This is a genomic window from Shewanella maritima (genome assembly GCF_043643735.1).
Taxonomy (GTDB): Bacteria; Pseudomonadota; Gammaproteobacteria; order Enterobacterales; family Shewanellaceae; genus Shewanella; species Shewanella maritima_A.
Map to the genome: position 1 here is coordinate 348,988 of NZ_JBHZSM010000002.1, position 24,867 is coordinate 373,854.

The window sequence follows — 24,867 nt, forward strand, 5'->3', positions numbered from 1 at the left end:
TATTATTCAAAGGATTTAAATCATGGCAGCTAAAGAAGTTCAATTTGGCAATGACGCACGCGTAAAAATGCTAGCTGGCGTTAACGTACTAGCAAACGCAGTGAAAGTTACCTTAGGCCCTAAAGGTCGTAACGTAGTACTAGACAAAAGCTTTGGCGCACCACTTATCACTAAAGATGGTGTATCTGTAGCGAAAGAAATCGAACTCGAAGACAAGTTCGAAAACATGGGCGCACAAATGGTGAAAGAAGTTGCTTCTAAAGCCAATGATGCAGCCGGTGACGGTACTACTACTGCAACTGTTCTTGCACAAGCAATCGTAAATGAAGGCTTAAAAGCGGTTGCTGCTGGCATGAACCCAATGGATCTTAAGCGCGGTATCGACAAAGCAGTTGTTGCAGCCGTAGCTGAACTGAAAACTCTTTCTCAAGAGTGCAGTGACACCAAAGCGATTGCACAGGTAGGTACTATCTCTGCAAACTCTGACGAATCAATCGGTGAAATCATTGCAACTGCAATGGAGCGCGTAGGTAAAGAAGGCGTTATCACTGTTGAAGAAGGTCAAGCACTAGAGAACGAACTTGATGTTGTTGAAGGTATGCAGTTCGACCGTGGTTACCTATCTCCATACTTCATCAACAAGCCAGAAACGGGCAGCGTTGAGCTAGAAAACCCATTCATCTTGTTAGTTGACAAGAAAGTATCAAACATCCGTGAATTACTGCCTTTGCTAGAAGCACTTGCTAAGACTGGTAAGCCATTGATGATCATCGCTGAAGATGTTGAAGGTGAAGCGCTAGCAACATTAGTTGTTAACAACATGCGTGGCATCGTAAAAGTGGCAGCGGTTAAAGCGCCTGGTTTCGGTGACCGTCGTAAAGCTATGCTACAAGACATCGCTATCCTAACTGGCGGTACAGTCATTGCTGAAGAAATCGGTCTAGAGCTTGAAAAAGCGACACTAGAAGATTTAGGTACAGCGAAGCGCGTTGTGATCACTAAAGATGACACCACTATCATCGACGGTACTGGTGAGCAAACTCAAATCGAATCACGCGTTGCACAAATCAAGCTACAAGCTGAAGAATCAACGTCTGACTACGACAAAGAGAAGCTACAAGAGCGTATGGCTAAACTAGCTGGCGGTGTTGCAGTGATCAAAGTAGGTGCAGCGACTGAAGTTGAAATGAAAGAGAAAAAAGCGCGCGTAGAAGATGCACTACACGCGACTCGCGCAGCCGTTGAAGAAGGTGTTGTTGCTGGTGGTGGTGTTGCATTAGTTCGCGTAGCAAGCAAAATTGGCGACGTTGAAGTGATCAACGAAGATCAAAAGCACGGTGTGACAATCGCACTACGTGCAATGGAAGCGCCATTACGTCAAATCTCTACCAACGCTGGTGAAGAAGCATCTGTTGTCGCTAACAACGTGAAAAACGGTGAAGGTAACTTTGGTTACAACGCCGGTAACGACACTTACGGTGACATGCTAGAGATGGGTATCCTAGACCCAACTAAAGTAACTCGTAGTGCATTACAGTTTGCATCGTCTGTTGCAGGGTTAATGATCACCACTGAAGCAATGGTTGGTGAGATTGCTCAAGAAGCTCCAGCTGCGCCAGATATGGGCGGTATGGGTGGTATGGGCGGAATGGGCGGCATGATGTAAGCTAACTGGTTAAAATGGGTTATAGCTGCGTTACTTTGCAGCTCGTGTAGAAAAACGCTACACGTCGCTACAAAAAGCCTTGCTCTAAGCCCATTTTTCCTGCGCTATACACAGATGCTGGTCTTAGCTTAAAAACTGAAAGCCATACTTCTTGTAAAAGAACTTGAAAGCCCCGATACCTAGCGGTATCGGGGCTTTTTGTTTGGGGAAGCGTAATTGGGTTTAAGTTGACTCTGCTCCCATTTATACACGACCTAAACAACACCCTTAACTGGTCGACCAGTTGACTGGTATGACCAGTTTGGTATAATAATCTCACTTAGAAAAATTGAGGTTATGGAATGAAGAAACCGACTTGGGGAAACCAAATTTCTGTTCATGCTAAACAAGCCCAGATAGCTTTAGATAGTATGACCTCTGCAGCAACCTCAGCAGTAAAACTGATCTTTGCTTTTAAGCAAATTTGGTATGTTCTAGGAGGTTTATCTTTATACTCAAATATTGAATGGAGTTTGTTAACTAATCTCATTAGATAACCTATTTGGGTACTGAATTTGCATATATCTCTATAAAGGCACGCTAAACTTTTTTGACCCTGCTATCAGTTACATCACTGCCTTTTACAGGGAACGTCATCGTTGTTTCCATCCATTTTTGAATAAGTGGGAATAAGTTGGGTCAGAGTAAACTTTTTCTCGGGAATAAGTAATAAGTGGGATCAGAGTAAACTTTTTCTTGTAAAAGAGAATTTGAAAGCCCTGATACCTAATGGTATCGGGGCTTTTTGTTTTCTGACAATTAACGGGTCTAGTTTAATTGTCATTCCGGCGATGCTTTTAGCCGGAATCAAGCTTTAATAACTTTACTCTGACCCTACTTAATTCATTAGCTAGCTTTACGTAGCATAGGATATTGCACAAGCTGAGCGAGTTGTTGATTGATTTTGGGGCTCATCTGCTCGCTCAAAAATTCTATTCCTAACGATAGCATTCCATTACGACCAGCATTGCTATTGCTCACTTTGGCCTTGATTTTAAGCGGCACAGTACTCGCGTCTAGACTAATAGCTAGTTCAATCAATCGGTCTAAATGATGCAAGGCATTAGGTTGGCTATCGGTTTTAAAACGACAACCCGATACTGAAATATCATGAATTGTCCCGGTCAGTACTTGGCTATGTTGCTCAGAGTTAGCTTGCTGAACGCTCAAACTAGCAGGGAACTGCGTGCTCAACCTTGCCTGTTTGCGCAGGTTAATCATCTCTAATTTTTTTGGGAAGTCGATAAACAACAGATAATAGGGAGCTCTACTTACCGACTGGATACGCACTTTAAAGGCAACGCAGGCACCTGTGTCACCTTCAATAATTGATCTTACTACCACAGTCTGCCCTTCAACTAGCATGTTTTCTTGAGTACGAAATACCGTTTTAGGTAACGTCAATAGAAAGTACTTGCCAGCTTGAGCGCCTACAACACGGCCTTTGATGCGTTCGTTACTAAAAAAGGCGAACTCGATGTCAATTTGGCTATCAGCCCTAAGTAAACCTAAAGTGTGATTGATTTTCTCTGGTTCAGTAACAAGCTGTACGCGTTTATTAGTCACTCTAATGCCTCCTCGTGATAAATAGGCCACAGCCTACAATGAGTCAAGATTTAGAGTAATGCTAACGGATAAATGGGGGTATTAATTTGCCATTTAGCGCCAAACTTGATGAAAAATGAGAATAAGTGGGGTCAGAGTAAACTTTTATTTTTAGGGATTAATTACACTTATTTTTTGCAGGCAACTATACCCATCCACGGTTAGTGGCTTTACGTAAATGCAGTGAGAGTAATACAAACGGTTATGGCATACTAGTTTTCATGCTATGGATCATCCTATTTATTGTCATTGCCAGCTGTGTATTCTTGCCAGGTTGGTGGGTCAAGCACATCATGAATAAGTACCAGCAACCTGCTGATCGCTACAGTCAGCAAGGCAGCGGTGGAGAACTTGCGCGTCATCTTCTGGACAGTTTGGGACTGAATGACGTCAAGGTTGAAGAGACGCTAGACGGTGATCATTATGATCCTGCTGCTAAGACTGTTCGCCTTGCGCCGGACAACTATTGCGGTTACTCGCTGACTGCTGTGACGGTCGCTGCACACGAGGTTGGGCATGCTTTGCAAGATTCTCGTGGAGAATCTCTATTTCTGATGCGGCAGAAGCTCGCTAGAGCCGCGATGGTAGGTGAGCGTATTGCTGGCATCATGATGTTTGCCGCGCCAGTGGTGTTAATGCTCACCCGTATACCGCAGGCTGGTGCATTGACTATTTTGATAGGGGTGTTGTCGATGGGGTTAAGCACCATTGTGCATCTCGTGACTCTACCTGTGGAGTTCGACGCCAGTTATGGCAAGGCGCTGCCTATACTAAAAGAGGGGCAGTACCTACACGACGGTGATCTAAAACATGCGGAGAAGATCCTCAAGGCAGCGGCGCTAACCTACGTGGCAGGCTCGCTGGCCAGCTTGCTCAGTCTTGGCCGCTGGATAGCGGTGTTACGTCGCTAAAAAAAGTCGGGTCAGAGGTCAGAGTAAACTTAAACAGCCCGTTAAAACATTCTTTGTTCATAGCTACACGCTCAGCAAGTCAGCGTGTACGTTTCTTTGCGTTTTTTGCACTTTAGTATTCGTAATTTAAATGAAAAATGTATAAATCCAGATTGTTAACAGTCTACTGTTTAAATTTTTTTTGTTTGTCTGTAATTATTTCTTTTACTTTAAGGCAAAGAAGAAAAAGACTCTGTAAAAGTAATGTTATGTAAGCAATGTCGATACCTATGTTTAAAGCTGATATGCAAAATATAAAAATGCCCAAAAAAATTAGATAATAGTTTTTTATGTTTTTCTTTTTAAAGATGTAAAGACAAAGAGATGTGGCAATTGTAAAGGTTATGAGGTTGAATGTATTTAATTTCATTACGTTAACTTCCCTAAAATGCAGTAGTAATAATAAAGCTGCTATTGTTATTAATTCTAGATGTATTTTTTTATTATATTCATAAGTATCTCTATATTTATTAGACGGAGGAATTCGCTTTACTATTTTAGTGAATCCCCCCTTTATATATTAGTAATATACAGTAAAGCATCTCATATTATCGGCGGTGCCAGTACAAACTTTTCTTGAACCAGTTCCTGAATTTGAGCCATTAGTTGCACCGCCTACTAACCCTCCAGAGCCTCCAGAGTCTCCAGAACCAAACGTACCACCTTTAAATACACTGACGTTAATAAGTGGGGTCAGAGTAAACTTTTATTTTTAAGCTATTAGTAACAATGCCTTTTCAAAGCTTTTGTTTGTGAATACTGGTGATGTGGTCATTTCTGTTTTTATGATGGCAATATATTGATTTTAAACAATTTTTATTTTTTCGTTGGAGCGTATGCAGGTGATCGTGTGATGCTGGTAAATGAAAGCCCTGACACCTGATGGTTTCGGGCTTTTTTATTTACTTCGAAGGGGAAGTTATAGAGAAAATTGTGATGTAAATAGCTGAAGCATGGTGCTAATTTTCTAATTTAAGTTTACTCTGACCCGACTTATTTTGACCCGACTTATTTTGACCCGGCTTATTGAAGCGTGGCGCTAATTTCTAATTTAAGTTTACTCTGACCCGACTTATTATGGTGCTAATTTCTAATTTAAGTTTACTCTGACCCGACTTATTTTACTGACCCGACTTATTATGGTGCTAATTTCTAATTTAAGTTTACTCTGACCCGACTTATTTTAAGCACATTCACTTTTCTACCAGTAATGCCATATGGATCATTTTTTCAATCTTGTCGTCTTGCTGTTCAGTAAATTGGCAACCAAACTCGATATTTGTGCCTTTAGATTTTTTGTTACATACAACAGCTGTTATCGAGATATTGTTCTCATCATTATCTTTTACGGTTATGGTAATTTTTGCGCCTTCTTCAATATCTTCATCAGAACATTTGTTGACGATTAAGTGACACCCCATTAATGATATATCACTCATTAAGGCAGACCATTGTTGAGGCTCAAGACTCACGGTTGTAGGAAGTTCTGTTAATACACGTTTGGTTGCCCTTAGGTTGTGCACTGTGAGCTCTTTGGGAAAATTCAGTGCAACCATTCGAGTTGGTACGGTTAAGGTTTGCTTGATGGTTGAGACAAATGCAATCACTGAGGCTTCATGACCCTCAATTAAGCCTCTTACTGTCAGTTCTGTTCCATTAACGAAGTATTGGGCGTAGCTGCCTAATTTATTTAAATCGGGGAATTGAATGAGTACGAATTCGCCAGGAAGGTAGCCGATAAAGGTTGTACGAAAACGACCTTTTTGTCCTGCAGGAGTCACAATATCAATATTAATTGGTGTTCCAGCAAGAAAGTTAAACTCTTTCGACAGTCCATTTTGGGTATTTACTCGTTTTGTAGCCATCCCTTCCTACTCACTTTAGTCATGATGTGCATTACAGACTTTAGCATACCGTAATAGAGAAATAATCAATGGGGTGACTAACGTGCTGTAAAGAATCTATAAAATATAGCTGTGAACAAAGTGCATTCAAGCCAACCTATCTATCCACTCTAGTTCAAGCCTGCAATGGTTACTTTGTTAGAAGCTGATGCGAGATAGTTCTAGAGTAGTTAACTTCCTTAGCAGTCGTTATTAAACGCTCAAGCCTCACTCATTAAAAATACTCTAATCTCAGCTCTATGACCTCGGCGTCATCATCGTAAGAAGAAAACTTTGCGGTTATCTGCACTTGTTGTTTGTCATAAGTGGCTTGGTCAAAATCATCTAATGCAGTTGGATATTGAGCAAAAAACTCTGCTTTAGTGGTGGGTAATTGGTGCAGCTTGAGATAGCTTGCAAGGTTGCTAAATTGGCCAGTGTTTTCTTGGCTAAACATACTCTCGGTGACAATCAGGGCATTAACCTGTTCTGCATCAGCATTAATCAGTAAAAAAGGTGATGCTATTAACCATGGCTTGTCATCATGTAGGTACAGGTGGTTGTTGATATGAGGTTGGCTGTAAGCTTTTTCTGGAGTGTGAAATATGCCTGTTAAATCGAATGAAGCCTCGGGGAAACTGGCAATTGATGTGGGTTGACTCAGCGTTGAGCCAGTTAAGTTAAACCCTTCCAAATAGTAGGCTGACTTGCCAGTGTTAGTGTCCATCCTTGACTTAGTGAGCAGGGTAGAGTGATGCCCTTTGACTGTAATGCGGCCATTATGAGATTCATAACCCTCATTGCTTGTTATGTCATGGATCGGGTCACCTTTGCTATATTTTTGGTTAAACAACCAATCTTTATCATCATAGTTGCTATTAAAATCGATGAAGTTAAGGCCATGAACATTGAGTGTATTTTGCTGGCTAGATAACTGAATAATCTCATCGTTCTTAAGCATTACCCACAGACTACGCCCATAGCCGAGCAGCTGATTACCGTTGCTTAAACTAAGGCGAATACTTTCTGGGCCAAGTACAGATAATGCAGACTGGTTTTGACCTAACTCGACATCATAGGCCGAGAGTAAACTAATATTTTTACTTGCTAGCTTGTGTTGTCTGGCTTTTTTTGCTCGATTTTGATTGGTTTCACCGAAGGTAGTGCTTACGCTGAAAGTATGAGATGAAAGCACTCTATGGCCATCACTGCCTACTGGGGTCCTGTTTGTGGTAAGTGTTTTATCATGCTCACATAGGGTGATGTAGTCAGCATGAATATTTGTGGTGATTGAGCTGGCTTTATGATTATTACTTTTCCTAAATACACTAAATTTATTATTGATAATTATGGCGGTAGCACCGAGTTGACTGGCGTTCTTTTGGATAGCAATGAGTGCTTTACTTAGCTCAATATTAACGAGTTCATCCTCAGTTTGATGTTTAATTTGCTCTGTCGTTAATTTGGTGAGGTATTGTTCATGTGCACTGTCTAAGGTCTTGTCTATGCAATTGGGGTAAAAGTCGAGGAACGGTACGGTTTGTGAGTAGCTATAAGCTGAAAAAAGCGTTGAAAGCAGTAAGCAAGTTGATAACGCAAGTTTAAAATCCATCTATTATTTCCACAAATATTCCTTTTATGATGATCAGTAAAGCGTTAATTGAAGCTCATGGCAATATATATTACTGATTTTGTTGGCGATGTTATTCAATCACTGAATACACAACGCCCCAATACCTTTCGATATTGGGGCGTTGATGCGATTGATACGGGCTAGCTTAAGCTAAGTGATATGTGTCACTGATAAGCTTATTCGTAATCTGTTGCGTAAGTCTCTTCATATGTGTGAGAGTACAACTCGAATAAGTTGCCAAATGGGTCTTCTAAGTAAACCATTTTCGCTTGCTTGCTGTCATCTTCTGGGTGGTAGCGCATAATGTCCATGCGGACCTTGCCGCCGAACTCTTCAGTACGTGCCATTACGCCTTCAAAATCGTCAGTTTGTAGACAGAAGTGGAAGATCCCTAGACGAGTAAAGTCGACTTCATGGCGCTCTTGGCGTTGCTTCATTTCAAACAACTCAACCCCTATGCCGTCAGTTGTAACCAGGTGGGCGATGTTGAAGCCTTGGAAACCTTCACCGAACACAGCAATACACATGCGGCCAATCGCTGTTTCGCGTTCTTCTGTTACTTTGGTGTTGTTCATTACGATTTTTAGGCCAAGAACTTTAGTATAAAACTCAACCGCTTGGTCCATATCGCCAACCATAATACCTACGTGATTCATTTTCATAATGTGCTCCAAAATTTTATCTGAGAAATTGCTGCGTTGTTTCAATGAGCAAAGTATATGACGGGCTTAAAATTAAATAAAATTATCATTTTTTATTATTTTGATAATATTTTTTAATACTTGTTGTGATGAAAGGGTTGTTGGCGAAGCTACTAACTTACAGATGTTTTAGCGGTGAATACGCCCTTTCTAGTGTATAGCTTTTAGGTAGAAGTGAATGCTTTTTAGGTATTTTTACTAGATGGAAACTCATAATTTTTACTAATGAAATTATTGTGTTACAGCTCAAGTTTCATGAGATCTTCTATTAATTTTTTGAGGGTGTTGTACTATGGATGTAGGAAATCAAAGGTGGCGAGAGGGTAACAACCTAAGAAACTAAGGTGGCTACTATGAAAAAGCTAATGTGCTAATGTGCTTATGTGGGATTTGGATTTCATGTTCCGTTATGGCGATGGATGATTGCAATGAGTGCCACGGTGATAAGTGGGCAGTGACACCAGCACATGTTTGGATTGATACTGAAGAACACATTAATGCAGTTGCCTGTGTTGATTGTCATTCATGGAAAGGTGAAGTAGGCGAGCCACCTATGTTACTTAGCCAAAAAACATTAGAAAAGTACTGCCATGATTGCCATAGTACCCCTGAAAATCTCGCAAAAAAAATGGCGATGGATCACTATGAGCAAAGAGCTGATTAAACATTAACGCTTCCCTGCAAGGTCCGTGTTCCCTCATCAGGCACGGGCCTTTTTACGTCTTATTGCAGGAAGAATCATTTTAGTATTCGCCGACATGTTATTGGTTATAGCGTTTACGCTTGATGATTGCATACTTAGACAAAATAATGAAAAGCCCAGACACGTTGAGTATCTGGGCTTTATTGAGCCTAGCGTGAATTGCCTACCTTACTCTTCGAGTTAGAAAGTAAACCGTGTTTGCAGTGACACACCCATGTTGCGGTCATCTGCGTAGCGACCCGATAAATCAAAGTGGAACACATCAAAAGGTGAGAACCCTAAGCCAGCGGTGAAACTGTCATCGGTATTATCTGATAAATCAGTTTGATAACCCGCGCGGAATCTGAACCAACTTTCTGGAAATAGCTCTACACCCACACCTGCAATTTGACGGTTAGTATTGTCGGTGTCATAGGCATTAATGGTACCTGTTAAGTCTTTATAGCCAACTGACTCATTCAGAGCGATATCAATGGCTGCGATGACAAATCGATTTTGGTAGTTAGCACTGATAGTATATGTAGGACTCAGCTCATAGACCCCTTTTACACCTTCAATAACTTCTGTTTGGTAGCTGTTTTTAATCAGGTTTTTACCGACAATACCGAAACCAAAGCCCGCGTTGTGTTGGTATGCAAAGCCAATATCAATATTGAAGTTACTTTCGTCAGACTGGTAACGGTCGTCATCCCAGTCATCAAACTCATAGTTATCAATGTCGGCAATGTAGTTAATGGTATTCACCTTTTGGTATTTGGGTGAAACGCCATAATAAAATTGCCCAGTGGGCGTTTTGTAAGACTTTGCTAGACTGACGCCAAATTCAGTCACCACAACTCCCATGGTTAATGCCTTAGAGTCTAAATCTAGGTTAATGATTTTAAGTGGGTCTAAATCATTCTCATCAATATCAGCAAAGACCAGCGCGTCGGCATAGGCCTGGGCAAAGATATTAACTGCGATGGTGTTGCTTGGGATTGCAACGGCAAGTTGGGTGCCTGCTTGAACTTGGGCATAGTTACCTTGTACCAACAAGAGTTGGTTAATGACTTTTTGCGCATCGTCTTCTGTTGGGTTGCTGATGTTTTTAAACTCATCGTAGATATCTGAGAAATCTTCCACATTGTCGATAATGTCGGTTGGATCATTGGCATCTACACCAAATGAGGGGAACAGTAGCGCAACGGCGTCATCTTCATTAAAACGCGCAACTAACGCTGGGTTATGAAAAGGCGCGGTTAAATAATCAGCTGTACTTACACCTATATTTCCCATGGCAAATGATCGACTATCAAAGTTTTGCTGACTGGCTTGAGCTGAAAAAGCACATGCAGCTGCGACACATATTGGTAAATATCTCAGTTTTTTAAGTGTAATATTACTAGGCATTACGACTCCATCATGTTGTTAACTATTACAGTATTCCTGTTAAAAAGATGTTTGCACAAAGTTTCATCTTCTATTGTAAGTGACCTTGAAAGTTTAAGCACTGAAGCTGGGCACGGATTATGTGATTGTTTGTATCAACGTCGAAGGCGGGGCATCCATAAGTATGACTTATGATTAATAGGAATTTATGATGTTAAATGCGTTGTCTGTGGCTACAAACAATATCAAAAAGTTAAATTGATACAATCTTTCACTTTTTAAGCTCTGACTCAGGTTCGCTTTATACAATGTGTGATGATTGATTATTAAACAATGACATAGGTTGTCAGTATGGACAAACTCAATTCAAATTCCTCACGTCGTAAACCTTTAATCGCCCTCACTGTGGTTGGAGCCATTGTTGTGTTGTTTGCAGGATTACTTTCCATTATGCCTAAAGGTTTCAGTACCTCTCATGAACAGATTGGAACTGGTAAACCTGCTATCGTGTTTGTGTATGACCCTGGATTAGCGGTCAGTAATAGCCAGACTGAACAAATGAATGAAGCCCGTGATCAAATGGGTGATCAAGCGTATTTCTTGATTGCACGTGTGGGGACGCCGGAAGGTGAACAATTTATTGCTCAATATCGAGCTAATTCTGCTGAGCTATTTGTTTTTGACTCAGAAGGTAATCTAGTGAGTAGACAATATGCCGTGGCTGGCGCTGGGCAAATCAATCAATGGCTGCAAATGTAACTCTGTTATAAAACCTCGTTCTACTGCTTTAAAAGACCCTGTTGAGTCATCATCAGGGTTTTATTTTGTCTGGATATCGAGCCCCTGCTGCTAGTAACTCTAATTGATAGTGAGAATAAATATTAGTTACGCTGGTATTTAGTGCTAGTATCACTTAGGTAACTAATTATTCAGAATGTAACAAGAAGCGCTAAGGCTCATGTCTGGGTACACCACAATAACTCAAAGCAATCAACGCTATTACAAGGAGCATACTGTCAGCTATCGACTGCTCCACTCGTGTTTTTATACTCAGCTGAAGCCTGCACTTTGGTTGCAGCGTGTTCTCGTCACTCTATTTTTGTTGGTTGCAAGTGTTGCAGTGCAAGCTGACACAGTGACGATTCCTCAGTTTGGCCAAGGCTCTCTCGGTAAGCATACTGAATATCTGCGCGAGCGGGAGGGTAAGCTGACATTAGCCCAAGCTCGTGAGCTACTGAGAACCCAAGCATTGAAAACCGGTAGCAGCAACTCTATTTCGTTAGGTATTAATGTTGACCCTGTGTGGATGACTTTTACGGTAAATAATACGTCTAGCGAGCCACAGAATTACCGCTTATCAGTAGAAACGCCATGGATTGATTACATAGACACTTGGTTGATCCGTCATGGTGTGGAACAACAGCATATCGCCGGCGGTGATGGCTATGCGTTTGAAGATAGGCCAATGCCGTATCGCTATTATGCCTTCGAAAATGAATATCCACCTGGGTTAACACAAGTGATCATGCGAGTTGAAACCAAAGGCCCGATGGCACTTCCTGTGCACTTTAGTTCTGTAGAGAATGCGATTAAGCGCGATATTGCCAGCGGTTATCAGTACGGTGCTTTATATGGCATTATGTTGGCGTTAGCGATATATAATTTGGTGCTGTATTTCTTTATACGCCGCCGAGAGTACGGTCTTTATGGCTTATATTTGGTGGGGTTCCTCCTTAATAGTTGGTCCTATACGGGACAGCTGCACACTATCATTACCTATGATTTTGGCCCTTACTTCCAAGATTGGTTAGATATCTTTTTAATGATCACCTACAGCGTGGCTGGATTGCATTTTGCTCGGGCACTGTTACAAACCAAGGAGTATGCCCCTAAGCTGGATGATTTGGTGTTGCGAACCACTATCTATATTCCTTTGGGAATGCTGATTGGCTTTGTATTTGATTATTTATTCTTTGCCATGGTGTTGTCTTTCTTTCTCAATACCTGCTTTGTATTTTTGTTTATTCTCATGGGCGTCAAAGCGCTGCAGGCACAAAAGCCTTTTGCGCTGATATTTATTCTGTCGTCTGTCACTGCTGCAGTGTGTATTTCTATCTCAACTCTAGCCGTGGCTGGCATTTTAGTGCCATACAATGACTTTACCTTTAAAGCGATTGAGGTCGGCATGGCGCTTGAAGCGATTTTGTTGGCTTCTATCTTAGCGCAGCAGTTTAGAATGGCGCAGCTCGATAAAGTGATTGCACAGAAGTATGCACGCACTGATACCCTAACCGAGCTAAATAACCGCCGTGGATTTCAGGAGCTGACATTACCCATATTACAGCGCATAGTACGTGAACATCAGGATGTATCTGTGGTCATTATTGATATTGATTTGTTTAAGGGGATCAATGACAAATATGGCCACCAAGTGGGGGATGATGTGCTTAAGCATGTGGCTAAGGCAATTATCAATAGCTGCCGTAAAGGTGATATTGCAGCCCGTTGGGGTGGGGAAGAGTTCATCGTCTGTTTACCGGAAACACCCAGACAGCAAGCCGCTATTCAAGCTGAACGTATTCGAGCTGCAATAGAATCCATTGAATATATCCATAATGATGACATTCTGTCGTTAACTGCGAGTATCGGTGTGGCGGGGAGTTATCAAAATTTATTTAAGCAGTTACCACTCAGTACTGATTGCCTTGAGCCTATGATTAATCGTGCAGATGATGCGTTGTATATGGCTAAAAAGCAGGGTAAAAACCAGGTTCAACTGGTGAGCTAGTGAGTCAGCAGTATAGGTTTTGTGGCTAATATCAGCTAGCTCAGCCCACATTGAATATTGCATTTTGTTGACGTACCAAACCTGTTACGCCCATTAATGACTTTCCATTTGTTTGTTGCTTACTTGTAACAAAATCATATCTAGCTTGTTTTAGCGATTGCTAAATAAGTTAGTTCGATCACAAATTCACCAACACCCTCTGGGGTTTTCTTATTTTTATTATTGTAATACAAGTAAGTTTCCTTTTTGGTGAAATGCAATGAAATTCATACGCCAGCTAGTGTTATTGCCTTTGCTTGTTTTGATGAGTACAAATGCCTCTGCTCTGTCGGTAGATTTTCGTCAAGAATATAAACAAGACTCTCAAGTGCACGCTAGTCGAGTCAAAATGGGCGGCACATTAGCAAATAATGTCGCCATGTCATTAGAGCTGAAATTTAAAGGTGAAGATGGCGAGTTTCTGCAGAATATGCAATCCAATGGTGCAGAGCTTGATGTTGGTTATCACTATAAAATCAATGAACAGTGGACGTTATCTCCAGGTATGCCCGTAGAATTCAGTAATGAAAATGCCACGTATAAACCACAGATCCGCCTCACATATAGACCCGAGGCCATTAGTAATTTCTCTATCAGTGCTCGATATCGCCTAGATGTTAAGCCTCACGAGACAACCAACCGTTACCGACATCGTTACACAACAAATTTGGCTTATAAGCATAACCGTTGGGATTTTGGGTTAGAGCTTAACTATTACTACTCTGACAATGCCGATTATCATCTATATGATAATAAAAGAACCAACTATGAAAATAATCTGACAATTAGGTATGCCTTTAACCGTTGGAGTCCTTGGTTTGAGATAGGTGATGTCTCGGTGAGTGATGACTCTGACAAACGGGAGCTTCGATCGCGTATCGGAATAAGATATAGGTTCTAGCAAAATACATCTCTAATACTTGCCAGCCATCTAAGGCATTGAATGTAGTGGCTAAGTGCTAGAATTAAAAATGTTTGTAAATCAATATTATTCATTCCAATATAGTCGGTAGACAATAGGAAAGCTGTTGAATGCTAAGCAGCTTGTGAATGGATGCGTTATGGCTACGAGTCGCCAACAATTATTTGAAATATTACAGCAGAAACTAATTGCCCCAGATAAGCTTGAGCAGGCATTAGTATTGGCAAAAGTGAAACCCTCTGCTAATGATTGGTTTCGTTTTTTTGACCGTTTATTAGCTTGGCTTGGTGGATTAGCTTTTGCTTTCGCTGCGATGTTTTTTATTGCTTATAACTGGGCTGAAATCGGTCGATTTACCAAATTTGTGTTAATTGAAGCTGCACTGGTGCTCTGTGTGCTGCTTTATTACTTCCTCAATACACGTAGCAAGCGTGTAATACCATCTCTAGCTAATCATCAACTCGATACCGCTTCGACAACGACATTGTCGCAAACGCCTTTATTTGTGGCTGCTTTTCTGGTGGGGGTGTTGATGGCGTTTTTTGGGCAGACTTATCAAACCGGTGCCGATCCGTGGCAACTTTTCGCTAATTGGGCACTGCTGATCACCCCTTGGGTGTTACTGTCTCGCATGCCTGCATTATGGTTGCTATGGCTTGGTGTCATTAACCTTGCCATTTGGCTCTATCACATGAACTTCAGAGGTGCTTTTGGTTGGTTCGAACTCTCGGAATTGAACGGATTTTGGCACCTGTTTTTGTTCAATACTTGCGCGTTATTGTGCTGGGAGGTTGCTGATAGCAAATGGCATTGGTTGAGCAATACTTGGTCTAACAAACTGATTGCTATGGCCTGTGGTGGGAGTGTAACTGTACTGATGGTCGGCAGTATTGTGAGTCATGCCGATTTTGGCTGGTTGCCGGTGATCATGTGGCCATTATGGTTATTATTCATGTATTGGGGTTATCGGCTGTATCGACAGGAATTATTTATGTTGGCGCTTGCGATGGTGTCGGCCAACATTGTGATCATTACACTACTCGTTGATAAGTTGCTTAGTCGGATGAATGGTGAGTCATTTTTATTAATCGCCATGATGATTATTGCCATGGCTGCGGGTTCTGCTCACTGGTTGCGTAACATACACAAGGAGTGGCAATCATGAAGTCGAATACTGAGCGCGGGTCACAAAAGTTAAGGTCACAACAGCCAAGGACAGCACAGTTAAGCCCACAACCAAAACTAACTCAACAGCCAAAGCTATGGCAGCAATTGCAGCAACAAGGTTTGCTGTCAGGAACGTTTGAAGAGCATAAACAAACTGATTCACCTTGGTATATTAAATTGATGCTGGCGTTTTCTGGCTGGTTGGCTGCAGTGTTTCTGCTTGGTTTTATGTTCCTTAGTTTGAATTTCCTCGTTGAGGAGGGCATTGCGGCACTGTTCAGCGGTATCAGTTTAATTGTTGTGGCTGCAGTATTATTTCAACGTGGTCACAATGAATTCGTTGAGCACCTGGCTTTGGCATTAAGTTTTACTGGACAAGTATTAGTCTTAATTGGGCTTGATGATTACGCCGATACAAAGCAAGGCTTCCTTTTTGCCAGCGTAATGCAGCTGTTTTTGGTGTGGTTGATCAAAAATCATCTGCACCGATTTTGTTGTACCTTAATGGCCTGTTTTTGCTTGATTGGCACGTTAGCGTTATTTCAGTTACCCCATTTGGCGGAAGGGATGATTTTCTTTATCGGTTGTTGGTTGGTATTGGTTGAATTTAGTGAGTTTGCACCAAAACCGCCTGGTAAAGAGGGTAAATGGCAGCTGCCTGTTACAACTAAACTCACCATAGGTTATGCCTGCTTGTTAGCGGTAGCTGCGCAGACCAGCCTATTAGCGTTTGAATATGCGTGGGTTGAAGCGTTATTGATAAACAGTCATTCCGCTATGTTGACTGAAGTTTGGGTCAGCAACGTATTGTTTATTTTGGTATCGCTATATGTAGTTTGGCAATTACTACAAAGATACCCACAGTTAAGCCGTACGCAGCAAATCAGCGCCTTGGTGATGATGCTGGTTATTGGCGGATTGGCATTCGGTGCACAAGGCATGGGAGTCGGTGTTGTTATACTGGTTTTAGGGTTTGCCTCAAGTAATGCACTGCTCATGGCTGGCGCTATTTTCTCCTTGATAGTGTTCATTATTGCTTATTATTACCACCTTGATGTGAGCCTATTATATAAGTCATACAGTTTATTGGCATTGGCAAGTGTGTTGTTGATAGCACGCTGGTGGTTACGAAAGACGTATGTACAACAGGAGTCAGACCATGAGTAACACTGATAAAGCATTATCGAGCGTTTCGCGATGGCATCTTGCGCTGGTGGGGTTAGGTTTGCTGGTGATACTGACGGCTGTGAATTGGCAAATATATTCAAAAGAGCAGCACCTAGCCCATGGACAGCGACTGTTATTCAAGTTGGCACCTGTTGATCCTCGCTCATTGATGCAAGGCGATTATATGGCGTTAAGATTTGCGCTAGCGGATGCTGTAAGGGCCGAAATTAAATCCTTGCAACGTCAGCAAGTGGAAGGCGAGGCATCTTTTGATGATGCTTTGCCTTCAGATGGTTATATTGTGGTGCAATTAGATGAGCACCAAGTGGCACATTTCATTAGTTTAGATCTTGGTCAGACATTATTAGATAACCAATTGAGAGTGCAATATCGCTGGCGTAATCACCAAGTCAAACTGGCGAGTAATGCTTTTTTCTTCCAAGAAGGTCATGCCAAGTTTTATGAGGAGGCTGAGTATGGGGAGTTCAGACTAAACGCCAAAGGAGAGCCATTATTAACGGCTATGTATGATGAGCATTTACAGCTGATTCAGCCTGTGACAAATAGCCAATAAAAAAGCGCTCGCAGGGGGCATTGCAAGCGCTTTATGGTTTGGAAGTAACTTTAAATTACTGGTTTAGCTCAAGCTGGAAGAAGGTTGCTTGGGTGTAATCACCTGCTTCCATACCACGCCACTGGCAGTTTGAACTGCTGGCTTTAGTGTTACATTGATTGTAAGCACCGGCTTTAAAGTACATCCAGTCACTGCCGTAACCTTGATCCACTTCATGGCCTTTGTAGTTACCTTTTGATAAATCCACATCAAAGGTCTTTACCTTTTCGTCAGCAGTTCCAGGGCTTTTAGTGAAGATCAGCTGCATATTGTCACCTTTGATATTCACTTCATAAGCAAAAATTTCACCTAAGCGAATGCCATCGGTTGGCTCAGCTGAACCTTGACGTAAATTGTGTTTACCAAACACATCATGGCGAATGTCTTTACGTAACTTTTTACCGTTACTGTCACGCGCATCTTGCTGCTCTGGAATTGGGTTTAACTCATAGTTCCAAGACAGTGAACCGAACTCATGCTCAGGTAATTTACGGTACACGATTTTTAGAGGCTCATTTTTAGATCCATGAATTTGACCAATGACGACCGCAAATGCGTTATTACGATTGTATTGGCCGCTCACACTCACTTGATCAACCGATAAGGTCGCCTTTAATTGACCGCCAATCGCACCATATTCAGCGGCATCAGGGTGTGATGCAACAACAAAGTTGTTGGCTGGCTCATTGTATTTTTCGGCTAACATCGCGCGTAGTTCACTGCGAGTATTCTTACTGTTAGGTGTAGTTGGTGCTTCATTTGGCGCAACAAATACTAGACCGCCATTAGTTGGGTCAGTGTAAAACCAATCTTTATGCTGGTAAGGCGTTTGCTGGTTAGAGAGGTCATGCTTGTTGATCTCTAAGGCCTTGCCATTTCTTGAGCCTTCAGTAGCCAGCTCAGGCAAAGTGATTTTCCAGTTAGACATATCAAAATTTTGCCCAGGCGCCTTGCTGGTATCTAGCTGGTAAACACTATAGTCGTAATTAAATTCTTTTTTAGGAGCAGGCTCTGGAGATGTAGATGAGCAGCCTGCGACACCGACTAAAACTGCGACTGCAAGCATGCTTAATTGGCATTTTTTCATTATTGTTCCTTGGTCTTCATTCAGTAATTACCACAGAATACTACGTAGTATTGTAATACAATTATGTGATCTATTTAGCGAATTTAACATAGAAAATGGGCGTTTATAACAGTTTTATTGCCGAGTTAGGTCACTAATGTAATACAAGTGGTTGCTAATGTGGGCTGTTATACCGACTTGTTGGCTGATAATAAGATTGAAATTAAAGCGGGGGGCAAGAGGGGGCATAAAAATAGGTCAACACTGCAGTTGACCTATTTGAGGGGGGCAAATGCTATGAGCTTACTGCTCGCCGCTATTTGATTGCTGCATTTTAGCTTTTGCAGCTTCGACTTGGCTGAAGTCTAACCCGAGTTCATCCACAGCTTCTTTAATTAAAGCGGGGTTTTGCATGACTAATCCCATGAGCTGCTGAAGTTTTTCCGGTGGAATACCTAACTGACCAATGATGTTCATAGCCATCATGGGATTTTGGGTTAAGGTTTGAAACACCTCATTGATTTTTTCATCACTCACATTGTGCTCTTTTAAAAGGGCAATAATTGGGTTCATAGTACTACCTAGTATTTTTCAAGTTATTGGCATTATTTTATCATTGATTGAGCCCGATTAGGGAGTGCCATTAAACTGTTTAAAATCCAGGGTGTTAGTCTCAATTAAATTAGCTGGTCATTATGCGCTTGGCTTTGTAAAGTGGGACAAAGAGATTAAGGAAGTAATCATTAGGGATGACGTTAACGTATGTCGGTACAATCTGAACAAACTCAAAGTGCAGGTCAGCAAGATGAGCTTGAGCCAACCCCACCCGTTTTAATGCCTGAGCATAATGAGCGAGCACAATCGCAGGCACAAGCAACTTCATCTTCGCAGCATCAATCTAAAACGGACGACAGTGCCGATTACTATCAGCTTGTGTTGTTACGTCGCAGTGTGATTCAACATTATATTAAACGTCATCCCGCATTGATTTTGTCGTTCTTCTACTTGTTATCGACGATTGTTGGGCTTGCTTACACTTATCATCTATTAGGCCATTTTGGCGTTGATGTGCTTATTCACTTAGAGTTAACCGATTTCATCTTGTCTGCCATTCATCATCCGGTGGCTTTTGTGACAGTGCTAGTTGTGGTGATAGGCTTTTTAGGTTTTAGTTTCTACATAGATCCTTGGCTTATGCGGCGTTTTCCTAAGTATCGCGACAATAATAATCAAACCTATTTTAAGCTAAGAATTGACCCTATCTATATCGTGTTATTCGTCAGTAGCCTGTTGGTCATGAATATGACTGACCTCGTGGCCAAGTATGATTATAAGCGCTTTATGCGCGATGATTTCACTCAGTATCGTGTCGCTTTGATTTACCCTATGGCGAGACCACAGCCTGAAGAGGTTAAGGTATCTGTTGTCGATTCAACGCAAAGCGCATTTAATAACAGCTTATTTGATTCAAAGCAGTACCAATTATTACTGCCTGAAGTTGGCATCATCAGTAGTAGCAGTCGTTATTTATGGCTTTTTCAAGGTGAGAATAAGCCTGTATTGATGGTGCCGCACGACAATATTGCCAGCTTGTTGCCGCAGACCCAACCGCAAACTGTGAGTGATGAACAAGTAAAACAGGTCATATCAACTGTCGATTCACAAAATGCGTTACCGCCAAAGGCGAGCAAGATATTGAATGCAGCTGAAGCGTCATCTAACGACCAAACGCCATCAGAAGCTGATACTCAAAGTGATAATGCTATCCCTAAAAAATAGCTAGCATCGGCGCTTAAATTTGTTTGAAGTATTAATCGCATAAGTTGATAACTTTTTAAACCGTTTGGCTATTCACTGCGTATAACCTATTGAATATGCAAGCAGAGATAGCTTGCTTTGGCTTATTAATAGGAATGCGCAGTATGCTGACTCAATTTATTAAAATAATAACCGCTATTATGTTGCTGCTTTTGAGTGCGTGTAGCACGACTTATCCAAATCAAGATATTACAGGGCAAGTATTTCCGAGTGTAGAAGGTGAGTCGCTAGAACAACAAGCGATGCGCTTTCCTGAGGACCTTGCCGGTGAAAAAACCTTATTATTGATTGGTTATAAACAAGATAGTCAGTTTGATATTGATCGCTGGTTAATTGCGCTGGATATGACTGAAACACAAGTACCTGTGTTTGAACTGCCTACGATACAAGGCTTATTTCCGCGTATGTTCAGCACCATGATAGACAATGGAATGCGTCGAGGTATCCCTAAACCTATGTGGAAAGGGGTGGTGACCATTTATAAAGATGGCGATCAAGTGCAACAACTGACAGGCAATCAAAATCCAAACAATGCCCGAGTCGTGTTACTCGATGAGCAAGGTAATATACTCTTCTTTTATGACCAAGGTTTTGCCGTAGCGGCACTGAAACAAGTGCAGGATTTATTATAGGCTATGGGGTGAACCACAGTATCGAGAAACTCCACGATACTGCGGTTTAACAAGATAATGAAGCCGCTTCTACTTGCACTCACTGAGTTTTATAAGTCGCAGCTTTACTTTGATACTCAGCCGTAATTTGTTGCATCAAGTTGACGCCTTCCATTAGTTTCTTCGCTTGTTCTGATAAGAGCGTCGCGGTTTCAGCATTACTGATTATTTCATTACCAATATGGGTTAATTGACTACTTTGTTGCTCAGTTTCATCGGCCACTTCACGGCTAAGCTGGGCAACCTGCTCAATTTGAGAGGTACGTTCTTCCAACCCTGAAGCTATGACATTGGTATTGGCCACGTTCTCAGAGGTGATTTTTTGTCCCTCATCCATAGAATCAACCGTTCTGAGCATACTTTGGTTTAAGCGACTTAATACCGCTTCAATTTCATCAGTTGATTGGCTGGTACGTTGGGCTAGGGTTCTTACCTCATCTGCTACCACGGCAAAACCGCGACCACTTTCACCGGCTCTTGCCGCTTCAATGGCGGCGTTAAGTGCCAGTAGGTTAGTTTGCTCAGAAATACTGCGAATGGCTTGCAGCAATGATGTGATAGCCGTGACATCGTTGGTGAGTTCGGTCAGTGACTCTGTTACTGCAGAGGTATTACTCTCTAATGCGCTCATGTCTTTTACTATGTTAAGGGCGCTTTGTCTGTCATCCACACTGGAAACAGCTGCAGATTGTGCTTGTTCAGCTGAAGTTTGGCTGTTATGGGTAACTTGCTGGAAATTACCAATCACTTGTTGTGCGGTATGTGAAATTGATTGAGCCTGATTGTATTGACTATGCACCGCTTCTTGGGTCATTTCACTCAAAGATATTAATTCATCCGCCGTGATACCCATTTGCTTCGCAATCACATTGTAGTCGGTAAATAACTGGTTCAATTCTTCCAACATCAAATTAAAAGCTTGTTCTGCTTCAGTGTCAGCTGGAGTTAAACGTATAGATAAATCTTTATTGGCTGAGATGTTACTGATGGCATTCGCAATGCGTAAATTGGCTGATGAGTTTTGACGCATGAACATCGAAATACGGACTAATATCCCCGTTTCTGCCGCGGCAAAAACAGCGTGGACTAGCATGATGCTCCAAGAACATTCGCCAGCAAAAATCATGATAGGCGTACCAAACATCTGCCCATCAGATAGCTGGATATAAGTAAAAATCACATGGTGGACTGCAACCGTAATGAGGGATGCGACGAGAGGCTGCCAGCGTTGGTAAATCAGAAATAACGCCATTGAGGCAAAGATATGAAAGTGCATCTCTATCATACCCATTTGCGATTGTACCAACAGCCCAGATACTGTCATCATCAATACCGCTGCGACGATACCAAACAGTGGTGTGCCTTTTAGCAAGGTGTAACTCACTTGCACTAACACAGCCATAATGATGGCTGCTGTCATGGTAAAGGTGAACATGCCTGCACCCAATAACCCGCTGACGATCAATATTGGGGATTGCAGTAATAATATTTTATAAATATAGGCATCATTCTGTTGTTGTATTTTTTCAGAAGCAGAGCGGCTCATGGTGATTCCTTACTTGAGTAAATAAGTTGCTTTAACTCGGCTAACATCTTGTCGGTCGACAGTTTTTTTGCAGAATAGATACGGCCAATTTCTCCATTTGGTTTAATTAAAAATAGCTTACCAACATGATTGTTGGTAGTGCTAAATGATGAAATGTTCTCAGATAAATGGGATGACAGTTTAAATAGTGCTGATTCCGCGAGTGCTGCACTGAAAAAACGAGGTGATTGGGCATCTATCACCTGTTGCCTTACCTGAGGTGTATCATTGTCTGGATCAATAGTGATAAACAAGAAGGCAATGGACTGCTGGCTTAGTTGCTCATCATCGGCAATAACCGCTTCAAGTTGGTGTAATTGTTTGATGCGAATAGGGCATATTTCTGAACATGATAAGAAGCCTGCAAACACATAAGTATAAGTTGGCTCGTTAAAAGGAAATCGTTGGCTGTTGAGTTGGGTATCTTGCCATTCAAAATGCAGTGGTGATAAAAAAGAGCCATCAATGCCATATTGCTGTGGGTTTTGCTTTGACGTAAACCATTGGTTGCTCCACATTAATAATGGCACCAAACTGAAGGCGATTAAGCTGATAATGATGGCCGAAAAAACCTGTTTACGTGTCATAAAGTTTGATACGTCCAAAGTGTTTATGCGCTTATCATTGAGTATACACATTTAGATGGATTTCTAAGCTGATTATTATTAAAAACATAATTTAGCCATTGAATCTAAACAATTTATCTTATCAAAAAGATATCAACGGTCTCTGAATCATGGTTTTGCTGGTGAAACTGTTGCTTGATGACGGTCTCTAGGGTAGTTTTGTTTTAAAATCTACTGCCTTAGCATCATTATGACCGGTCATTTCAGCGAAAAAATCAAAGTCGACAGACCCTATCAAAAGAAAGCGTCTTCAGGCCCCATTGCGCGGCAATTTGAAAGTGATCGCGGACGCATCATTAATTCCGCAGCCATTCGACGCTTACAACAAAAGACCCAAGTGTTTCCTCTTGAACGCAATGCAGCAGTGCGAAGTCGATTGACCCATTCAATGGAAGTGCAGCAGGTTGGGCGCTATATCAGTCAGCTAATTTGCGAAGAGTTAGCTAAGCCGCAGTGGCAGCAAAAACACATGGGCTTAGCTGATTTTGATCGAGAGCTTGAAACGCTGGTTGAGATGTCTTGCTTAATGCATGATGTGGGCAATCCACCCTTTGGCCATTTTGGTGAAGCGGCGCTAATTGATTGGCTTGAAACTCACCTCAATGGCATCTACCACAAGCGTCATCAGCAAGACCTGCCGGCAGATATTGCCCGTGATTTAATCAGCTTTGAAGGTAATGCGCAGGGCATTCGTCTTATCCATACTTTGTTGAAGCTCAACCTGACTTATGCTCAGGCATCAGGAATAATGAAGTACACACGTTGTGGTACTGAAGTGAAGCCTGCGAAAGGTAGCAATGACCCACACAGTTATTTAAAGAAAAAAGTGGGTTACTACTTAAGTGAAACTGACTACATCTGTGAGTTGCGCTCAGTGTTATCTATTGATCAGCATTGTCGCTCACCATTTTCCTATATCATGGAAGCGGCCGACGATATTTCCTATGGCATTGCAGATTTAGAAGATGCTGTTGAGAAAGACGTGCTCACCATTGAGCAGATGAAACAGGCATTACTGCAAAAATTTTCTGAGTTGTCAGAGCATTTACCGACACCAGAACAAGCTGTAATGTCAGATATTCTGACTCGGGCGACACGCAGTGCGCAGGGTAGCGACAGCGCTTTCTTTGTCTTCTTACGGGTTGGCGTAAACTTTAGGTTGCCACAACATGCGCAAAAACGTTTTGTTGATAACTTAGAAGCGGTATTTAATGGCAGCTTTAATCAGGCGTTGATTGAAGATAACAGCGTTAATCACATGATTGTGGAAACCTTTAAGCTGGTGGCACTTGAACAAGCTTTTTGTCACCCTGAAGTAGAGGCTCGCGAGCTGCAAGGTTACCGGGTGATCAGCGGTTTAATGCAGTGTTATCAACCTTTGCTTGAACTGTCTTCAGCGCAGTTTAATGTGCTGATTAACGGCATTAAAAAGTCCGATCCTCGCTGGTGTAGTATTCCTATTTACCCTCAACGTTTATTTAAGAAGCTATCTTCAAAACATATCTCAGCGTATCAATTGGCGATGGAGCAAAAACAACTCGCCGCGCAAATACCTGATGAAGCATGTCGAGAGTTCTACTTCCGCACTCGGTTAATCATTGATTATATCAGTGGCATGACCGACCAATTTGCCTATGATGAATACCGCGCGTTTCATGTTATTGATGAATTCTAACGAGCCTTAAAGGCAGCACTTGTTTCATTTCTACTGCATTAACGACTTATTATGTGGAATAACCACACATCAAAGTCACTGCCTTGTATAAATCTCCAACAAGTTGCTGCAAAAACAATCTTGAAAGAGCAACAGGCGCTAATAACTGACAGATTAAGTTTCACTTAAGTGATTATCGCCAT

The 24,867-nt window shown here is 41.7% G+C and carries 22 protein-coding genes; 13 read left to right on the forward strand and 9 right to left on the reverse strand.

The features are described 5' to 3' along the window. Positions 1-22: 22 nt before the first annotated feature. Entirely contained in the window at positions 23-1,666 is a 1,644-nt protein-coding gene (groL, locus tag ACHUGF_RS03670; protein ID WP_394129425.1) for a chaperonin GroEL, read from the forward strand. A 341-nt stretch (positions 1,667-2,007) separates the two neighbouring features. Then, a complete protein-coding gene (locus ACHUGF_RS03675) occupies positions 2,008-2,202 on the forward strand; it encodes a hypothetical protein (RefSeq protein WP_394129426.1) in 195 nt (64 codons plus the stop codon). Between the two features lie 349 nt (positions 2,203-2,551). Here the strand turns inward: ACHUGF_RS03675 and ACHUGF_RS03680 are convergent, their stop codons facing one another. After that, the gene (locus ACHUGF_RS03680; RefSeq protein ID WP_394129427.1) at positions 2,552-3,271 is read right to left on the reverse strand and encodes a PilZ domain-containing protein; all 720 of its coding nucleotides are present in this window, start codon (positions 3,269-3,271) and stop codon (positions 2,552-2,554) included. Between the two features lie 260 nt (positions 3,272-3,531). Between ACHUGF_RS03680 and ACHUGF_RS03685 the strand changes: the two genes are divergently transcribed. Next, complete coding sequence (locus ACHUGF_RS03685) at positions 3,532-4,221, forward strand: zinc metallopeptidase (RefSeq protein WP_394129428.1); 690 nt, start codon at positions 3,532-3,534, stop codon at positions 4,219-4,221. A 1,232-nt stretch (positions 4,222-5,453) separates the two neighbouring features. On the opposite strand, the gene ACHUGF_RS03690 is transcribed toward ACHUGF_RS03685, so the two are convergent. The 3 genes from ACHUGF_RS03690 to ACHUGF_RS03700 form a co-directional block, all read right to left on the reverse strand. Further along, entirely contained in the window at positions 5,454-6,125 is a 672-nt protein-coding gene (locus ACHUGF_RS03690; protein ID WP_394129429.1) for a flagellar brake protein, read from the reverse strand. A gap of 253 nt (positions 6,126-6,378) precedes the next feature. Further along, positions 6,379-7,755: a hypothetical protein gene (locus ACHUGF_RS03695; RefSeq protein ID WP_394129430.1), complete on the reverse strand. Its 1,377-nt coding sequence runs from the start codon at positions 7,753-7,755 to the stop codon at positions 6,379-6,381. Positions 7,756-7,952: 197 nt separating this feature from the next. Next, positions 7,953-8,438: a VOC family protein gene (locus tag ACHUGF_RS03700; protein ID WP_394129431.1), complete on the reverse strand. Its 486-nt coding sequence runs from the start codon at positions 8,436-8,438 to the stop codon at positions 7,953-7,955. 448 nt (positions 8,439-8,886) lie between these two features. On the opposite strand from ACHUGF_RS03700, the gene ACHUGF_RS03705 reads away from it, so the two are divergent. Continuing rightward, a complete protein-coding gene (locus ACHUGF_RS03705; protein ID WP_394129432.1) occupies positions 8,887-9,141 on the forward strand; it encodes a hypothetical protein in 255 nt (84 codons plus the stop codon). Positions 9,142-9,360: 219 nt separating this feature from the next. Here ACHUGF_RS03705 and ACHUGF_RS03710 read toward each other — a convergent pair whose 3' ends face one another. Continuing rightward, positions 9,361-10,569 carry a conjugal transfer protein TraF gene (locus tag ACHUGF_RS03710; protein WP_394129433.1) on the reverse strand — a complete coding sequence of 403 codons (1,209 nt, stop codon included), beginning with the start codon at positions 10,567-10,569 and terminating at the stop codon, positions 9,361-9,363. A gap of 330 nt (positions 10,570-10,899) precedes the next feature. Here ACHUGF_RS03710 and ACHUGF_RS03715 point away from each other — a divergent pair, with 330 nt between their 5' ends. From ACHUGF_RS03715 to ACHUGF_RS03740, 6 genes are all read left to right on the forward strand, one after another. After that, the gene (locus ACHUGF_RS03715; protein ID WP_394129434.1) at positions 10,900-11,307 is read left to right on the forward strand and encodes a hypothetical protein; all 408 of its coding nucleotides are present in this window, start codon (positions 10,900-10,902) and stop codon (positions 11,305-11,307) included. Positions 11,308-11,506: 199 nt separating this feature from the next. Continuing rightward, on the forward strand, positions 11,507-13,336 hold the full coding sequence (locus ACHUGF_RS03720) for a sensor domain-containing diguanylate cyclase (protein ID WP_394129435.1): 1,830 nt from the start codon (positions 11,507-11,509) through the stop codon (positions 13,334-13,336). Positions 13,337-13,595: 259 nt separating this feature from the next. Next, positions 13,596-14,276 (forward strand): oligogalacturonate-specific porin KdgM family protein, encoded by a 681-nt coding sequence (locus ACHUGF_RS03725; RefSeq protein WP_394129436.1) that lies wholly within the window; start codon positions 13,596-13,598, stop codon positions 14,274-14,276. A 160-nt stretch (positions 14,277-14,436) separates the two neighbouring features. Continuing rightward, positions 14,437-15,462: a DUF2157 domain-containing protein gene (locus ACHUGF_RS03730; RefSeq protein ID WP_394129437.1), complete on the forward strand. Its 1,026-nt coding sequence runs from the start codon at positions 14,437-14,439 to the stop codon at positions 15,460-15,462. Further along, positions 15,459-16,631 (forward strand): DUF4401 domain-containing protein, encoded by a 1,173-nt coding sequence (locus tag ACHUGF_RS03735; RefSeq protein ID WP_394129438.1) that lies wholly within the window; start codon positions 15,459-15,461, stop codon positions 16,629-16,631. Before ACHUGF_RS03730 ends, ACHUGF_RS03735 begins: the two co-directional genes overlap by 4 nt. Continuing rightward, complete coding sequence (locus tag ACHUGF_RS03740) at positions 16,624-17,205, forward strand: GDYXXLXY domain-containing protein (protein ID WP_394129439.1); 582 nt, start codon at positions 16,624-16,626, stop codon at positions 17,203-17,205. The genes ACHUGF_RS03735 and ACHUGF_RS03740 overlap by 8 nt, the downstream gene beginning before the upstream one ends. A gap of 55 nt (positions 17,206-17,260) precedes the next feature. Here ACHUGF_RS03740 and ACHUGF_RS03745 read toward each other — a convergent pair whose 3' ends face one another. Continuing rightward, positions 17,261-18,331, reverse strand: coding sequence for a polysaccharide lyase family 7 protein (locus ACHUGF_RS03745; RefSeq protein WP_394129440.1), 1,071 nt, complete (start codon positions 18,329-18,331; stop codon positions 17,261-17,263). Between the two features lie 282 nt (positions 18,332-18,613). Continuing rightward, positions 18,614-18,883 carry a DUF2999 family protein gene (locus ACHUGF_RS03750; protein ID WP_394129441.1) on the reverse strand — a complete coding sequence of 90 codons (270 nt, stop codon included), beginning with the start codon at positions 18,881-18,883 and terminating at the stop codon, positions 18,614-18,616. Positions 18,884-19,072: 189 nt separating this feature from the next. Here ACHUGF_RS03750 and ACHUGF_RS03755 point away from each other — a divergent pair, with 189 nt between their 5' ends. Both ACHUGF_RS03755 and ACHUGF_RS03760 read left to right on the forward strand, forming a co-directional pair. Next, entirely contained in the window at positions 19,073-20,089 is a 1,017-nt protein-coding gene (locus ACHUGF_RS03755) for a hypothetical protein (RefSeq protein ID WP_394129442.1), read from the forward strand. A 143-nt stretch (positions 20,090-20,232) separates the two neighbouring features. Further along, complete coding sequence (locus tag ACHUGF_RS03760) at positions 20,233-20,760, forward strand: hypothetical protein (RefSeq protein ID WP_394129443.1); 528 nt, start codon at positions 20,233-20,235, stop codon at positions 20,758-20,760. Between the two features lie 79 nt (positions 20,761-20,839). On the opposite strand, the gene ACHUGF_RS03765 is transcribed toward ACHUGF_RS03760, so the two are convergent. Then, positions 20,840-22,345 carry a methyl-accepting chemotaxis protein gene (locus ACHUGF_RS03765; protein WP_394129444.1) on the reverse strand — a complete coding sequence of 502 codons (1,506 nt, stop codon included), beginning with the start codon at positions 22,343-22,345 and terminating at the stop codon, positions 20,840-20,842. Next, the gene (locus ACHUGF_RS03770) at positions 22,342-22,971 is read right to left on the reverse strand and encodes an SCO family protein (protein WP_394129445.1); all 630 of its coding nucleotides are present in this window, start codon (positions 22,969-22,971) and stop codon (positions 22,342-22,344) included. The genes ACHUGF_RS03765 and ACHUGF_RS03770 overlap by 4 nt, the downstream gene beginning before the upstream one ends. A gap of 229 nt (positions 22,972-23,200) precedes the next feature. Between ACHUGF_RS03770 and dgt the strand changes: the two genes are divergently transcribed. Then, positions 23,201-24,685: a dGTPase gene (gene dgt, locus ACHUGF_RS03775; protein WP_394129446.1), complete on the forward strand. Its 1,485-nt coding sequence runs from the start codon at positions 23,201-23,203 to the stop codon at positions 24,683-24,685. The last annotated feature ends 182 nt before the right edge of the window (positions 24,686-24,867 follow it).

Bases quoted from the DNA above. Each gene is read 5' to 3' on its own strand.
- ACHUGF_RS03675 (WP_394129426.1), top strand. From the start codon at position 2,008: ATGAAGAAACCGACTTGGGGAAACCAAATTTCTGTTCATGCTAAACAA.
- ACHUGF_RS03760 (WP_394129443.1), top strand. From the start codon at position 20,233: ATGCTGACTCAATTTATTAAAATAATAACCGCTATTATGTTGCTGCTT.
- dgt (WP_394129446.1), top strand. From the start codon at position 23,201: ATGACCGGTCATTTCAGCGAAAAAATCAAAGTCGACAGACCCTATCAA.
- ACHUGF_RS03750 (WP_394129441.1), bottom strand. From the start codon at position 18,883: ATGAACCCAATTATTGCCCTTTTAAAAGAGCACAATGTGAGTGATGAA.
- ACHUGF_RS03770 (WP_394129445.1), bottom strand. From the start codon at position 22,971: ATGACACGTAAACAGGTTTTTTCGGCCATCATTATCAGCTTAATCGCC.
- ACHUGF_RS03735 (WP_394129438.1), top strand. From the start codon at position 15,459: ATGAAGTCGAATACTGAGCGCGGGTCACAAAAGTTAAGGTCACAACAG.
- ACHUGF_RS03695 (WP_394129430.1), bottom strand. From the start codon at position 7,755: ATGGATTTTAAACTTGCGTTATCAACTTGCTTACTGCTTTCAACGCTT.
- ACHUGF_RS03740 (WP_394129439.1), top strand. From the start codon at position 16,624: ATGAGTAACACTGATAAAGCATTATCGAGCGTTTCGCGATGGCATCTT.
- ACHUGF_RS03700 (WP_394129431.1), bottom strand. From the start codon at position 8,438: ATGAAAATGAATCACGTAGGTATTATGGTTGGCGATATGGACCAAGCG.
- ACHUGF_RS03765 (WP_394129444.1), bottom strand. From the start codon at position 22,345: ATGAGCCGCTCTGCTTCTGAAAAAATACAACAACAGAATGATGCCTAT.
- ACHUGF_RS03705 (WP_394129432.1), top strand. From the start codon at position 8,887: ATGGCGATGGATGATTGCAATGAGTGCCACGGTGATAAGTGGGCAGTG.
- ACHUGF_RS03725 (WP_394129436.1), top strand. From the start codon at position 13,596: ATGAAATTCATACGCCAGCTAGTGTTATTGCCTTTGCTTGTTTTGATG.
- ACHUGF_RS03730 (WP_394129437.1), top strand. From the start codon at position 14,437: ATGGCTACGAGTCGCCAACAATTATTTGAAATATTACAGCAGAAACTA.
- ACHUGF_RS03720 (WP_394129435.1), top strand. From the start codon at position 11,507: ATGTCTGGGTACACCACAATAACTCAAAGCAATCAACGCTATTACAAG.
- ACHUGF_RS03710 (WP_394129433.1), bottom strand. From the start codon at position 10,569: ATGCCTAGTAATATTACACTTAAAAAACTGAGATATTTACCAATATGT.
- ACHUGF_RS03690 (WP_394129429.1), bottom strand. From the start codon at position 6,125: ATGGCTACAAAACGAGTAAATACCCAAAATGGACTGTCGAAAGAGTTT.
- ACHUGF_RS03685 (WP_394129428.1), top strand. From the start codon at position 3,532: ATGCTATGGATCATCCTATTTATTGTCATTGCCAGCTGTGTATTCTTG.
- ACHUGF_RS03755 (WP_394129442.1), top strand. From the start codon at position 19,073: ATGTCGGTACAATCTGAACAAACTCAAAGTGCAGGTCAGCAAGATGAG.
- ACHUGF_RS03745 (WP_394129440.1), bottom strand. From the start codon at position 18,331: ATGAAAAAATGCCAATTAAGCATGCTTGCAGTCGCAGTTTTAGTCGGT.
- groL (WP_394129425.1), top strand. From the start codon at position 23: ATGGCAGCTAAAGAAGTTCAATTTGGCAATGACGCACGCGTAAAAATG.
- ACHUGF_RS03715 (WP_394129434.1), top strand. From the start codon at position 10,900: ATGGACAAACTCAATTCAAATTCCTCACGTCGTAAACCTTTAATCGCC.